This window comes from Arthrobacter sp. Leaf337 (assembly GCF_001423745.1).
In the GTDB taxonomy this organism is placed as follows: domain Bacteria; phylum Actinomycetota; class Actinomycetes; order Actinomycetales; family Micrococcaceae; genus Arthrobacter.
Map to the genome: position 1 here is coordinate 241,112 of NZ_LMPC01000027.1, position 12,859 is coordinate 253,970.

The window sequence follows — 12,859 nt, forward strand, 5'->3', positions numbered from 1 at the left end:
CAAGGACAGGCTACCTGAGCCGGGCACCCGGATTTCCCGGTCATCGCGCGGAATATAGTGGTTTACTACTGAAGGAAGCCGATTCAACCGAGGAAAAGCCGCACATGACGCAAAGCCAGCCGAGGTCCCAGAGCCCGGCTAACTGGCATCCCGGCGTGCCGGAGCGTGAGGGCCTGTGGATTTTCACGGGTATCCGCGACTTTATCGACAACATCGCCAACACGTCGCCGGCACGGCTGGCGCTGACCGCGTTCGGTGTCGTCATCATCTTGTTCACGGGGCTTCTGTCCCTGCCGGCGTCCTCCGCCTCCGGCGATTTCACTCCCCTGCACCAGGCGCTCTTCACCGCGGTGTCCGCGGTCTGCGTCACCGGCCTGACCGTCGTTTCCACCGCGGTGCACTGGTCCTTCTTCGGCCAACTGATCATCCTGATCGGCATTTTCGTCGGCGGCCTGGGCACGCTGACGCTGGCCTCGCTGCTGGCGCTGATGGTCAGCAAGAAGCTAGGCGTCCGCGGCAAGCTGATTGCCCAGGAGGCCATGAACAACGCCGGCCGCCTTGGCGAAGTGGGCACCCTGCTGCGGATCGTCATCACCACCTCCGTGGTCATTGAGGCTGCCCTCGCCGTTGCCCTGGTCCCCCGCTTCCTGGCGCTGGGAGAGAGCTTCGGCCAGTCGGTGTGGCATGGCGTCTTCTATGCGATCTCAGCCTTCAACAACGCCGGTTTCACGCCGCACTCGGATGGCATCGTCCCGTACGAGACCGATCTCTGGATCCTGGTCCCGCTGATGCTCGGCGTCTTCCTGGGCAGCCTGGGTTTTCCCGTGGTGATGGTGCTGCAGCAGAACGGGCTGAACTGGAAGAAATGGAACCTGCACACCAAGCTGACCATCCAGGTGTCGTTCATCCTGCTGGCGGCCGGAACAGTGCTGTGGGGGCTCATGGAGTGGGAGAACATGCGGACCATCGGTTCCATGGACATCGGCGACAAAATCACCCACTCGCTGTTCGCCTCCGTGATGACCCGGTCCGGCGGCTTCAACCTGGTGGACCAGAACCACATGGAATCCACCACCATGCTCCTCACCGATGCCCTGATGTTCGCCGGCGGCGGTTCGGCCTCAACGGCCGGCGGCATCAAGGTGACCACCATCGCCGTCATGTTCCTGGCCATCGTGGCCGAGGCCCGCGGCGACGCCGATGTGAAGGTTTACGGCCGCACCATCCCGCAGGGAACCATGCGGGTGGCCATCTCGGTGATCGTCGCTGGCGCCACGCTTGTCTCCGTCTCAGCCTTCATGCTGCTGCACATCAGCGGGGCGTCCCTGGACCGGGTGCTCTTCGAAACCATCTCAGCTTTCGCCACCGTGGGCCTCAGCACGAACCTCAGTGCCGAGCTGCCGCCGTCGGGCGTTTATGTCCTGTCCGCGCTGATGTTTGCCGGACGCGTGGGCACCGTGACCCTCGCCGCTGCGCTGGCCCTGCGCCAGCGCAGCCAGCTGTACCACTACCCGGAAGAGAGGCCCATCATTGGCTGATTCCTCAGGCGCCGTAAATCGCCCCGCCCACAACGCCCCCGTGCTGGTGATTGGACTGGGCCGCTTCGGCTCATCCACCGCCGAACAGCTGGTCAAACAGGGACGCGAGGTCCTGGCGATCGAACGCGACCGCAACCTGGTGCAGAAATGGGCTCCCGTACTCACACACGTCGTCGAGGCCGACGCCACCAACATCGACGCCCTGCGGCAGCTCGGCGCGCAGGAGTTCAGCTCCGCCGTGGTGGGGGTGGGCACGTCCATCGAGTCCTCGGTGCTGATCACCGTGAACCTTGTGGACCTCGGGATCCAGCACCTCTGGGTCAAGGCGATCACCCCGTCCCATGGCAAGATCCTGACCCGGATCGGCGCCAACCACGTGATCTACCCGGAGGCCGACGCCGGCGTCCGTGCCGCGCACCTGGTGTCCGGACGGATGCTGGACTTCATCGAGTTCGACGACGACTACGCGATCGTGAAGATGTATCCGCCGCGGGAGACTGTCGGGTTTACCCTCGAGGAATCCAAGGTCCGTTCCAAGTACGGAGTGACCATTGTGGGCGTCAAGACCCCGGGCGAGGACTTCACATACGCCCGCCCGGAGACCAAAGTGTCATCGCGGGACATGCTGATCGTGTCCGGCCACGTGGACCTGCTGGAACGGTTCGCCGCCCGCCCGTAACCGGTGCAGCCCGTAACCGGTGCAGGGTTTGTGCGGCGGCCCCGGCCGACGCGTCTAGCCCAGTTGCTGGGTGATTTCGGCTGCCCGGGCGGCCGCGGCGCGGGCGCCGTCGGCGATGATCGCTGGCAGGCCGCGCTCGTCGAACGTGGCAATGGCGCGCTCGGTGGTGCCGTTCGGGCTGGTCACGGCCTTCCGCAGTGCGGTGGGATCCGCGCCGGGCTCAGCCAGCATCAGGCCGCCTCCCGCAACCGTTTCCCGTGCCAGCAGGAGTGAAAGCTCCGGATCCAGCCCCAGTTCGACGCCGGCCGCCGCCATCGCCTCGGCCAGGTAGAACACGTAGGCCGGCCCCGAACCGCTGATGGCGGACAGGGCATCCACCTGCTCTTCGGGCACCTCCACGACGGTCCCGGCACCTTTGAGGATGTCCTTGGCCAGTTGCAGCTGTTCGGGCGAGCAGTTGGTTCCGGGCGAGACGGACACGACACCGCGCCCGAGTTTGGCAGGCGTGTTCGGCATGGTGCGGATCACGGGCTGGCCCGCCGGCAGCGCAGCTTCGAGCTGCGCGATGGACACCGCGGCTGCCACACTGATCACGATGGTTTTCGGGGACAACGCACCGCTGATTTCCCTCGCGAGGTCGGCAATTCCCACAGGCTTGACGCCAAGGATTACGACGTCGGAGCCGGTGGCCGCCTGCATGTTGTTCTCCGGCTCCTCTTCGCCGGCTATGGCCGTAATGCCGGGGTGCCGCTGGGCAAGTTCGGCGGCACGCTCTGCGCGCCGGACGGTGGCCACGACATCCGCGGGATCCGTTCCAGCCTCCAGCATGCCGCTCATGACGGCCTCGTTCATGGATCCACAGCCAAGGAATGCGATTCGGTTGCTCATTGGTCCATCATGGCAGTTCGCCGCGCTTTGTCGCATCCGGCCCTATTCACAGCTCGCTCACATGATGGCCGCAGCTTCTTCACAAAGTGGACCCATAACGTAGTTATTACCTCATTGAGGGTGCGAGTGATGAGGCAAGCATGGGGATGTTTGCCTGGCACCGGTGGTCTGCAGCAGGTTTCCCCCATTTTCCTGCAAGGGCCGCCGGTGCTTCTCTTTTAAGTCCTGACTCCCGGCCCGGCCCTCAGCCCCGGCCGGTGCACATTGCCAGCCAACGCACAGGGAAAATTCCTGAAACACCCAAACTGGGTCGCTAACTTGGAAAGTGCCTCACAGGTGCGAGTGATGACAGCCGGTTCTTCGGAACCGGCGCGGCGCCGGGCGGCTGCGGAAGGGTTCCCCCAATTCCTTCGGCAGGACCGTCCGGCGCTTTCTCTTTTAACCGGCGCCTTTCTGGTTTACAAGTGCTTTGCGCCTGGAACGGAAGCGTTCAGGACAACGGCTGGTCAGCCGCGGGTAGTTCAAGCAGCCGGCCGTCAAGGAACCGGCGCTCCGCCGCGTTTCCGGCCAGGGCAAGCGCGTTCTGGTATTCCTGGCTGGCTTCGGAGTAGCGGCCCAGGCGCCGGAGGAGGTCCGCACGCACCGAGTGGAATACGCCGTAGCCTCCAAGGTCCAGCCCGTCAACCAGCTCGAGGGCCGCGGCGGGGCCGTTCACTTCGGCAACAGCCACCGCCCGGTTGAGGGCCACCACCGGACCGGGCGACGCCTGAAGCAGCTGATCGTACAGCCGCAGGATCTGGTCCCAGTCCGTCGCACCGGCCGACGCGGAGTCGCTGTGGACCGCGTTGATGGCGGCCTGAAGCTGGTAGGGTCCCGGCCGGTTCAGGCGGAGGCACCGGCGCACAATAGCCTGGCCTTCGAGGATCAGGTCCTGATCCCACAGCGCCCGGTCCTGGTCCGCCAACAGTACTGTGCCGCCGTCGGGCGTCATTCTGGCTGCGCGCCGCGATCCAATCAGCAGCAGTAGCGCCAGCAGCCCCTGGGCTTCGGGTTCGTCCGGCATCAGCGAAACCAGGACCCGGGCCAGCCTGACGGCCTCCGCGCAAAGCTCGTCCCGGACCAGTGCCTCGCCGGAGCTGGCGCTGTAACCCTCGTTGAAGATGAGGTAGACGACGGCGAGCACGGCCGTCAGCCGCTCCGGCAGTTCCGCGCCGCGGGGAACGCGGTAGGGAATCCGGGCGTCACGGATTTTGGCCTTGGCCCGGACCAGCCGCTGGGCCATGGTCGTTTCCGGCACCATGAAGGCGCGGGCAATCTCCGCGGTGCTCAGCCCGCCCAAGAGGCGAAGCGTCAATGCCACGCGTGCCGGCGTTCCGAGGGCGGGGTGGCAGCAGGTGAAGATCAGCCGCAGCGTGTCGTCGTTCACTCCGGCCTCCCCTCCCAGTTCATCCAGCAGGTCTTCGGGCGCCGCTGCCGAGGCGTCCCCGCCCCGGGCGTCAAGCAGCGCCGCCTGGGCATATTTGTCGTCGCGGGCGGCGTCACGCCGGAGCCGGTCAATGGCCCTGTTGCGGGCAGTAGTGATGATCCACCCGGCCGGGCTGGGCGGGATGCCCGCGGACGGCCAGTGCTGCACGGCCGCGGTGAACGCGTCCTGGACGGCGTCCTCGGCGATGTCAATGTTGCCGAATACCCGGACCAGGACTGCCACGGCGCGGCCGTACTCCCGGCGGAAGATCCGTGCCATCGCGACGGCGGGATCCGCGAGGCCGGGATCCCCCGGACTTGGACCCCCCGGACCGGTCCCGGAATCGTGTCCCGTCATCGGAAGCGTCCGAACGCCTAATGCTGGAAAGGGCGGACTTCGACCGGCAGGGTCACGATCTTTGCCAGCCTGCGGGCCCAGCCGAGTGCAGCGTCGAGGTCGTCCACGTCAACGACGGTGAAGCCGCCCAGGTGCTCCTTGCCTTCCGTGAAGGGGCCGTCGGTGATGAGCACGTCGTCCCCCTGCGGTCGCAGGACTGTGGCGGTGTCCGCCGGATACAGGCCGGCAGCGAACACCCAGGCGCCGGCCGCCTTCATCTCCTCGTTGAGGGTCCCCAGCTCGCGCATGATGGGCTTCAGGATCTCCGCGTCCGGCACGGGACCGTCGGGCTGGTAGATGCTGAGCAGGTACTGTGACATTTGGTTTTCCTCCTTGCGGATCCGGCCGGCCTGGTGCCGGCGTCTCACCCTCTACACGAACGGCCGCCGCCCGTATCGACGCATCCCGCTTCCCTTTTTGAGAAAACCTGTGGAAAGGGTGGCTAGGCCTCCCGCGCCGCGACCAGCGGGTGGCTGAGATGCTGGCGTGCGAACGTCAGGGTTTCGTTCAGCCACTCTTCGCGCTCCCCCGCGAACTTCGCCCGTCGGGTGGAGATTTCCGCCACCACCACGCCGTCGAATCCGTTACTTGCCAGGTGCTGCAGCGCTTCGGCGCAGCCCTGGTTGCCGCGCCCGGGAATGAGGTGCTCGTCCCGTCCGGAGCCGGACCCGTCCGTGAGGTGGATATGCCTGAGCTTGCTGCCGAGGGCTTTGATCGCCTCAACGCTGTTGGCCCCCGCGGTGGCGGCGTGCGAGAAGTCCCAGGTGACGTCGTCGTAATCCTGCCCCAACGGGTCCCAGTGCGGCAGGTAGGCGACCGTCTCCCGCCCGCGCACGCGCCACGGGTACATGTTTTCGACGGCGATCCGTACCTGGTACATGTCGGCGAGCTGCCGGATGCCGGCCGGGAAATTCTCCGCGTAGTTGTTTTGCCAGCGGAACGGCGGATGAACCACCACGGTGCCGCAGCCCACCTCGCGGGCCATCCGGCAGGACATTTCGATCTTGTTCCACGCCGAACCCCAGACTTTCTGGGTCAGCAGCAGCGTGGGCGCATGGATGGAGACGATCGGCTGCCGGTAGCGGTGGCTGAGCTCCAGGAGGGAGTGCGGGCTTTGGCTGGTCGTGTTGTTGGTGACCATCACTTCAACGCCGTCAAAGCCGAGGTCCTGCGCCACGGCGAAGGCGTCGTGCACGCTGAGCGGGTAGACGGACGCGCTGGACAGCGCCACCGGGATCACACGCTTTTCGTCAGGGGAACGTTCGACGCCGGCGCTCATCTCAGTCGGCCCTACCGCCGGCCGCGCCGGCCGGGGCCGCTGCGGCAGCCGCGGCAGCTACGGGGGCGGGGCCCGGGGCGGTTATCGGGGCGGGGGTGGTTGCGGCGGCCGGGCCCGGGCCGGCCGCTACCGGCGGCAGCGCCACGTGGGACGCGGGTTCCAGGGGACCCTCGAAAATCAGCTGGTCCAGCCTGCGGAGGATCAGTCCTTCACGCAGCGCCCACGGACAGATCTTCACCTTCTTGAACTCGAAGAGTTCCAGGGCGGCTTCGGCCACGAGTGCTCCCGCGAGGAGCTGGTTGGCGCGGGCTTCGGAGACACCGGGGAGGTGCAGCCGGTCCTCGGTCTTCATGGCCGATATCCGCTGTGCCCAGATGCCGAGGTCCGTGGCGCCCAGTTCGCGCTTGACGTACGGTCCGGCGGCGCTCGGGGCCGCACCGGCTATGCGCGCCAGGGAACGGAAGGTTTTGGATGTCCCGGCCACCACGTTGGCCCTGCCCAGCTCATTGAAGCTTTTTACAGCGGGTTTCAGGGTGGCCCGGATGTAGCGCCGGAGCTCCTTGACGCTTTTCGCGGTGGGCGGGTCCTCGTGCAGCCAGTCGCGGGTGAGGCGGCTCGCTCCCAGCGGCACGGACGTGGCCAGTTCCGGCAGCTCATCCTGGCCCAGTGCCATTTCGAAGGAGCCGCCGCCGATGTCGAGGTTCAGGATGGGTCCGGCGCCCCAGCCGTACCAGCGCCGGACGGCAAAGAACGTCATGGACGCTTCTTCGCTGCCGGTGAGTTCCTGGAGCGTCACGGTGGTTTCGTGCTTGACCCTGGCCAGCACGGCCGGCCCGTTGGTGGCTTCGCGGATGGCCGAGGTACAGAATGCCAGCAGGTCCTGGGCTTTGTGCTTGGCAGCGAACTCCCATGCTTCCAGCACGAATTCGATGAGTTCGTGCTGGCCGGCGTCGTTGATGTTTCCCTCGGCGTCGAGGAACTGCACGAGCGACAGCGGGCGTTTGTGCGAGGCAAAGGGCACCGGTCGAGCGCCGGGATGCGCATCAACCAGGAGCAGGTGGACGGTGTTTGATCCTATGTCGAGGACGCCAAGACGCATTCTGCCATTATTCACCGATAGCAAGCCGCCGGCGCAACTGCGTCGGCGGCTTGCCTGTCTGCGTCGGGATTAAAAGCGGCTGCTACTCGACTGCTGCTTCGGTGGACTCCGTTGAAGGCTGGTCGGCCCGCTTGAAGTCGCGGCGGATGTTGGCCACGCCCTCGGGGTCGATTTCAAAGCCGAAGGCGCTGCCCGGATTGATCACCATACCGAGCTCATCGCCGAGGTTGCCGATGATGGCGGCTCCCTGGGTGCCCAGGACGTTGGGGGCCGCGTCGAGGAACTGCTGGTCCACCCGGCTCGGGTGCGAGAAAACGGCGAGTACGGGCTTTCCCTCGGCGTTGGACAGCACCAGTGGTTCCACCTGCGCGTCTTCGCCTTCAAGCGCATCGGAGCTGATGATGTAGACCTCGTTGTTGAGGAACGACAGGATGACGTCCACCGGGTTGGCATCCGGGTGGTCACCTGTGGCGAGCTTCTCTTCAAGGTCGTTCAGGGGCTGGATTTCCGCGGGTGCAGGCTGTTCAGTCATGTCTCTACTCGACCACGTTTCCCGGGCGGGGCGCAAACGCGAATTCGCCGGACAGCTGCGAAATCGCCGGAAATTTCCGGCGAATTCGCAGGCTTCCGGCGAATTCAGCGAGCACGGGGCCACTCTACTTCTTGGCGACGGCCTTCTTCTTGGCCGGGGCCTTGCGTGCGGCGGCGGGACGCTTGGCCGGGCCCTTGGCGCGCTTCTCCGCCAGGAGTTCCACGGCCTGCTCGCGCGTCAATTCCTCCAGCGAGGTGGAGCGCGGAACGGTGATGTTGGTGATGCCGTCGGTGATGTACGGGCCGAAGCGGCCTTCCTTGACCACGATGTTCTTCTCGGACACCGGGTCCGGGCCGAACTCGGCGAGCGGCGGCACGGCGGCGCGGGCGCCCCTCTGCTTGGGCTGGGAGTAGATCTCCAGCGCCTGTTCCAGCGTGATGGTGAAGATTTCCTCTTCGGAGCCGATGGACCGCGAGTCCGTGCCCTTCTTCAGGTACGGGCCGAAGCGGCCGTTCTGAACGGTGATGACGTTGCCTTCGGCGTCCTCGCCGAGTACGCGCGGCAGGCTCATGAGCTGCAGGGCCTCTTCCAGGCTGACCGTGTCCACGCTCATCGAGGCGAACAGCGAACCGGTGCGCGGCTTGGCCTTGACGGGCTTCTTCGGCGGCTTGGGCTTGCCGTTCTTGTAGTACTCCACCGGCTGGTTGGCCAGTTGCTCGTCCGTCATTTCCGGAATGACTTCCGTAACGTACGCGCCGTAGCGGCCGTTCTTGGCGACCACCGTGTGACCGGTGTGCGGGTCATCGCCCAGGACACGTTCCTCCGGCGCGGCCGTCTCCATCAATTCCTTGGCTTTGGCGGCCGTCAGCTCATCCGGAGCCAGGTCCTCGGGGACGTTGGCACGGGCAGACTCGACCACCTCGCCGGTCTTTGGGTCGACCGTGGGGATTGAGCTTTCCAGGTACGGGCCGAACTTGCCCACGCGAAGGGTGATGCCCTCGGCGATCGGCACGGAGTTGATTTCCTTGGCGTCGATTTCGCCCAGGTTGTTCACGATGCTCAGGAGACCGGGGTCGGAGTCTTCGCCGTAGTAGAAGTGCTTGAGCCAGGCGGCGCCCACGGCCTGGCCGTTGGCGATCTTGTCCAGGTCGCCTTCCATGTCCGCGGTGAACTCGTAGTCCACGTAGTCATGGAAGTGCTGTTCGAGCAACCGGATCACGGAGAAGGCGATCCAGCTCGGGACCAGCGCGGAGCCCTGCTTCCGCACGTAGCCGCGGTCCTGGATGGTGGAAATGGTGGAGGCATAGGTGGACGGGCGTCCGATGCCTTTCTTTTCCAGCTCTGCCGTCAGGGAGGCTTCCGTGTAGCGCGGCGGCGGCGAGGTCTCGTGGCCAACGGCAACAATGTCCGAGGCGGTGAGTGCATCATCCTTGGCCACGTTGGGCAGGCGGCGGGCTTCCTCGGAATCGTCGTCGCCGCGGCTTTCGTCCTTGCCTTCCTCGTAGGCTGCCAGGAAGCCGGGGAACGTGATGACCGTGCCGGAGGCGGAGAACTCGGCATCCCGGCCGTCCGCAGCCACCGCGCCGAGGCGGATGGTGGCCGTGGAGCCCTTGGCGTCGCCCATCTGGGAGGCGACGGTGCGCTTCCAGATGAGCTCGTAGAGCCGGAATTCGTCACCCGAAAGCTGCTTGGCCACCTGCGCCGGGGTGCGGAAGGAGTCACCGGCGGGGCGGATAGCCTCGTGGGCTTCCTGCGCGTTGGCTGCCTTGCCGGTGTAGACCCGGGGCGACTGCGGCACGTACTCCGGGCCGTAGAGTTCGGAAGCCTGGCGCCGGGCGGCCGTCACAGCTTCGTCACTCAGCGCGGACGAGTCCGTACGCATATAGGTGATGTAGCCGTTTTCGTAGAGGCGCTGGGCCACCTGCATGGTGCTCTTGGAGGAGAACCGCAGCTTGCGCCCGGCTTCCTGCTGCAGCGTGGAGGTGGTGAACGGAGCGGCCGGACGGCGGGTGTACGGCTTGGTGTCGACGGAGCGGACACGGAATTCGGCGGTCTGCAGGCCCGCCGCGAGGGACGTGGCGAGTTCCTCGTTCAGGTGCGCGACGTTGCGGGAGGTGAGTTCGCCGTCGTCGTTAAAATCACGGCCGCTGGCCACCTTGGCGCCGTCAACGGCCGCCAGCTTTGCTTTGAAGGAACCGGAGCCGGCGCCGAACTGACCCGTGAGGTCCCAGTAGGACGCTGCCTTGAACGCCATGCGTTCCCGTTCACGGTCCACCACCATGCGGGTGACCACGGACTGGACGCGGCCGGCTGACAGGCCGCGGGCCACCTTGCGCCACAGCACCGGGGAAATTTCGTAGCCGTACAGGCGGTCCAGCACGCGGCGTGTTTCCTGCGCATCCACGAGGTCCTGGTCGACGTCGCGCAGATTGCCCATGGCGCGCTGGATGGCTTCCTTGGTGATTTCGCCGAACGTCATCCGGTACACCGGCACTTTGGGCTTGAGCACTTCCAGCAGGTGCCACGCGATGGCCTCGCCCTCGCGGTCCCCATCGGTTGCGAGGTAAAGTTCGTCGGCGTCCTTGAGCGCTGCTTTGAGCTCAGACACCTTCTTCTTCTTGTCCGCGGACACCACGTAGTACGGCTTGAAGTCGTTTTCGATGTCGACGGCGAACTTGCCAATGGAGGTCTTCTTGAGTTCGGCGGGGAGCTCCGAAGGCTGCGGCAGATCACGGATGTGACCGATGGAGGCCTCCACGATGAAGCCCTCGCCCAGGTACTTGGCGATGGTCTTGCTCTTGGCCGGAGACTCCACGATCACGAGTTTTTTGCCGGTTTTGGCCTTGCTTGGCACGGTGCTCCTACAGAAAAAGGTTGGCTCGGGCAGATGAGCCCATACTCGCCTAGTTCACCATATTTTGAAGGATGATGCGCATTCATGTGGAAAACGGGTGCCGGGCATCACTTGCGGTCGTCAGGAATCATGGACCACATTGTGGCCATTCTCTCGGCACCCTCGGGGACCTGGTCCGGGTCCTCCAGCTCGTATTCCTTCAGCAGCCCGAACACCTTCGCGGTGAGCTCCGAGCGCTGCGCCGCTGTCAGGTACAACAGGTGCGTGGAGAGCACCACGACACCGGGCGCCTCCGTGGATTCGCTGATTTTCCGGCGTTCGTCACGGACCTTGGCGTAGGCATCGACCCTGCGCCGGAAGGCGTCCAACTCCAGGTCCAGGACGGCAAACTCGGGGCTGGCCACTCCCCCGCCTGAATTGATGGTGAAGTCCGTTCCGGCAGCCCGCCACCGGCGTTCCCGTGCATCGCCGGCAGTGGCGGCCGGCTCCACGATTCCCCATTTCTGCAGGGCCCGCAGATGGTAGCTCATGGCGCTCGGCGTCAGGCCGGTCTGCGCGGCAAGCTCCGTGGCCGTCCGGCTGACCTGAGTGGAATACAGCTCCGAGATCACTTCCAGCCGTGCCGCGTGGGCAAGCGCGCGGATGGCCTTGGGGTCGGTGATCTCCACCTTCTTCTCCGGCCGTGCCCTGCGCCTGGCACCCTCTAGTGCGGCCGGCTCCGTTTGTGGAGTTTCTGCATTCACGCCTCCATTCTATCGGCGATCCGGCAACTCTGAAAGAAACGCTTGACATTCCCTTGCGGCGGGGGGTAGTTTCGCGGACATGGGGGACACGGCCGGGAGATCGCCTGCCTTAATACAAATAAGTCCAGCGCTTTGGCGAAACCGGGACTTCCTGCTGGCAAGCAGCGCCCGGTTCATGGCTGCCGCCGGCATGGGTGCCGTTGTGGTCAGCGTGATGCTGCATCTGCAGGCAGTCACCGTGGCCGGCACCGTCCCGCTCGCGGGCTCCTGGCTCGTAGCCACCTACCTGCTGTGTTCGGCCCTTCCGCTGGTGGTCCTTGCTCCGTGGGCAGGACGGCTCGCTGACACCAGGGATTCCCGGACACTCGCGACGGCGGCTTCCGCAGGAAGTGCCGCAGCGGTTGCAGGCATGGGGCTGAGCATGCACTATCTGGAAAACTACATTCCCGTGCTCTTCGCCCTCACGTTCCTTCTGAACGCCTGCCAGGCCGTGGCCGGCCCGACGTTTCAGGCCCTGTTGCCCCGGATTGTCGGGGAAGAACGAACACCCAGTGCCGTGGGCACCATGCAGGCAACGATCATGATCGCGGGAATGGCAGGGCCTGCGGCAGGCGGAGTGCTCAGCGGGTGGGGCGGTTCACTGCTCGTATTTTCCGTGGCGAGTGCCCTATACGTCCTGATGGGAGTAGGCGCGTTCCTGATCCGGACCCGGAGGGGCACGTCCGCCGACCGTGCCGGGCGGAAGCTGCCCGCTCTGATGAACGGGCTCGGGCTTATCCGGCGGGACAGCCTGGTGTGGGCACTGGTGCTCGGCGCACTGTTTTTCATTGCCGTGGGGGAAGCAACCAACGTCCTTGAGGTGTTCCTCGTCCGGGGCGAGATGGGCGCTTCCGAAACGCAATACGGCCTGCTCGTGGCCGCTTTTGCCCTGGGAATGGCCGCCGGGGCCGTTCTCGCCGGCCGGATCAAAACAGCCCCGGTCCGGCTCCGCATCCTCTTGGGGTCCATGGCGCTGACGTCCGCGGTACTCGCCGTCATTGGGCTGGTGCCCACCGTGGAGATGATGTTCGTCGCGTACACCGGGATGGGGGTATTCTGCGGTGTCCTCAATGCCTGCTTCGGAGCGATCGTGATCCTGCGGATGCCCGAGGAAGGCCGCGGCCAGGCGATGTCCATGATCGGCGGCCTGACCCGCGCCATCACCGTTGTGGCGTTGGCGTTCGGGGGACTCCTCGGCGTCCTGCTGCCGGTCCGGGCCGCCTTCCTACTGGTCGGCGGGATCGGCGCGCTGGTGTCCTTGACCATCGCCATAACTGTTCTGTGGCGCTTCGGTTCAGACGACCTGGCTCCGGCCGGACAAGCCGGAGCCGGACGAGCCGGAGCGGG

General features: G+C 65.7%; 10 protein-coding genes and 1 pseudogene. 3 read left to right on the top strand and 8 right to left on the bottom strand.

The window, feature by feature from the left end; translation table 11 throughout:
• Positions 1 to 104 precede the first annotated feature (104 nt).
• Both ASF98_RS18420 and ASF98_RS18425 read left to right on the top strand, forming a co-directional pair.
• A complete protein-coding gene (locus tag ASF98_RS18420; RefSeq protein WP_055804899.1) occupies positions 105 to 1,538 on the top strand; it encodes a TrkH family potassium uptake protein in 1,434 nt (477 codons plus the stop codon).
• On the top strand, positions 1,531 to 2,217 hold the full coding sequence (locus tag ASF98_RS18425) for a potassium channel family protein (protein WP_043437835.1): 687 nt from the start codon (positions 1,531 to 1,533) through the stop codon (positions 2,215 to 2,217). Before ASF98_RS18420 ends, ASF98_RS18425 begins: the two co-directional genes overlap by 8 nt.
• A gap of 54 nt (positions 2,218 to 2,271) precedes the next feature.
• On the opposite strand, the gene proC is transcribed toward ASF98_RS18425, so the two are convergent.
• The 8 genes from proC to ASF98_RS18465 form a co-directional block, all read right to left on the bottom strand.
• Positions 2,272 to 3,105, bottom strand: coding sequence for a pyrroline-5-carboxylate reductase (gene proC, locus ASF98_RS18430; protein ID WP_055804903.1), 834 nt, complete (start codon positions 3,103 to 3,105; stop codon positions 2,272 to 2,274).
• Positions 3,106 to 3,595: 490 nt separating this feature from the next.
• On the bottom strand, positions 3,596 to 4,927 hold the full coding sequence (locus tag ASF98_RS18435; RefSeq protein WP_082506926.1) for an RNA polymerase sigma factor: 1,332 nt from the start codon (positions 4,925 to 4,927) through the stop codon (positions 3,596 to 3,598).
• Between the two features lie 17 nt (positions 4,928 to 4,944).
• On the bottom strand, positions 4,945 to 5,286 hold the full coding sequence (locus ASF98_RS18440) for a YciI family protein (protein ID WP_055804909.1): 342 nt from the start codon (positions 5,284 to 5,286) through the stop codon (positions 4,945 to 4,947).
• A gap of 122 nt (positions 5,287 to 5,408) precedes the next feature.
• Positions 5,409 to 6,245 carry a sugar phosphate isomerase/epimerase family protein gene (locus ASF98_RS18445; RefSeq protein ID WP_055804912.1) on the bottom strand — a complete coding sequence of 279 codons (837 nt, stop codon included), beginning with the start codon at positions 6,243 to 6,245 and terminating at the stop codon, positions 5,409 to 5,411.
• Between the two features lies 1 nt (position 6,246).
• The gene (locus tag ASF98_RS18450) at positions 6,247 to 7,344 is read right to left on the bottom strand and encodes a Ppx/GppA phosphatase family protein (protein WP_055804915.1); all 1,098 of its coding nucleotides are present in this window, start codon (positions 7,342 to 7,344) and stop codon (positions 6,247 to 6,249) included.
• Between the two features lie 82 nt (positions 7,345 to 7,426).
• Positions 7,427 to 7,876 carry an SseB family protein gene (locus ASF98_RS18455; RefSeq protein ID WP_055804918.1) on the bottom strand — a complete coding sequence of 150 codons (450 nt, stop codon included), beginning with the start codon at positions 7,874 to 7,876 and terminating at the stop codon, positions 7,427 to 7,429.
• Positions 7,877 to 8,000: 124 nt separating this feature from the next.
• Positions 8,001 to 10,730: a type I DNA topoisomerase gene (gene topA, locus ASF98_RS18460; protein WP_055804920.1), complete on the bottom strand. Its 2,730-nt coding sequence runs from the start codon at positions 10,728 to 10,730 to the stop codon at positions 8,001 to 8,003.
• A gap of 107 nt (positions 10,731 to 10,837) precedes the next feature.
• Complete coding sequence (locus ASF98_RS18465; protein WP_055804923.1) at positions 10,838 to 11,473, bottom strand: ArsR/SmtB family transcription factor; 636 nt, start codon at positions 11,471 to 11,473, stop codon at positions 10,838 to 10,840.
• A gap of 190 nt (positions 11,474 to 11,663) precedes the next feature.
• Here ASF98_RS18465 and ASF98_RS23825 point away from each other — a divergent pair.
• Positions 11,664 to 12,788 (top strand): annotated as a pseudogene (locus ASF98_RS23825) (MFS transporter); the annotation flags it as partial.
• Positions 12,789 to 12,859 lie beyond the last annotated feature (71 nt).

Coding starts and splice junctions, on each gene's coding strand:
- ASF98_RS18420 (WP_055804899.1), top strand. CDS start 105: ATGACGCAAAGCCAGCCGAGGTCCCAGAGCCCGGCTAACTGGCATCCC.
- proC (WP_055804903.1), bottom strand. CDS start 3,105: ATGAGCAACCGAATCGCATTCCTTGGCTGTGGATCCATGAACGAGGCC.
- ASF98_RS18435 (WP_082506926.1), bottom strand. CDS start 4,927: ATGACGGGACACGATTCCGGGACCGGTCCGGGGGGTCCAAGTCCGGGG.
- ASF98_RS18440 (WP_055804909.1), bottom strand. CDS start 5,286: ATGTCACAGTACCTGCTCAGCATCTACCAGCCCGACGGTCCCGTGCCG.
- ASF98_RS18445 (WP_055804912.1), bottom strand. CDS start 6,245: ATGAGCGCCGGCGTCGAACGTTCCCCTGACGAAAAGCGTGTGATCCCG.
- ASF98_RS18450 (WP_055804915.1), bottom strand. CDS start 7,344: ATGCGTCTTGGCGTCCTCGACATAGGATCAAACACCGTCCACCTGCTC.
- ASF98_RS18455 (WP_055804918.1), bottom strand. CDS start 7,876: ATGACTGAACAGCCTGCACCCGCGGAAATCCAGCCCCTGAACGACCTT.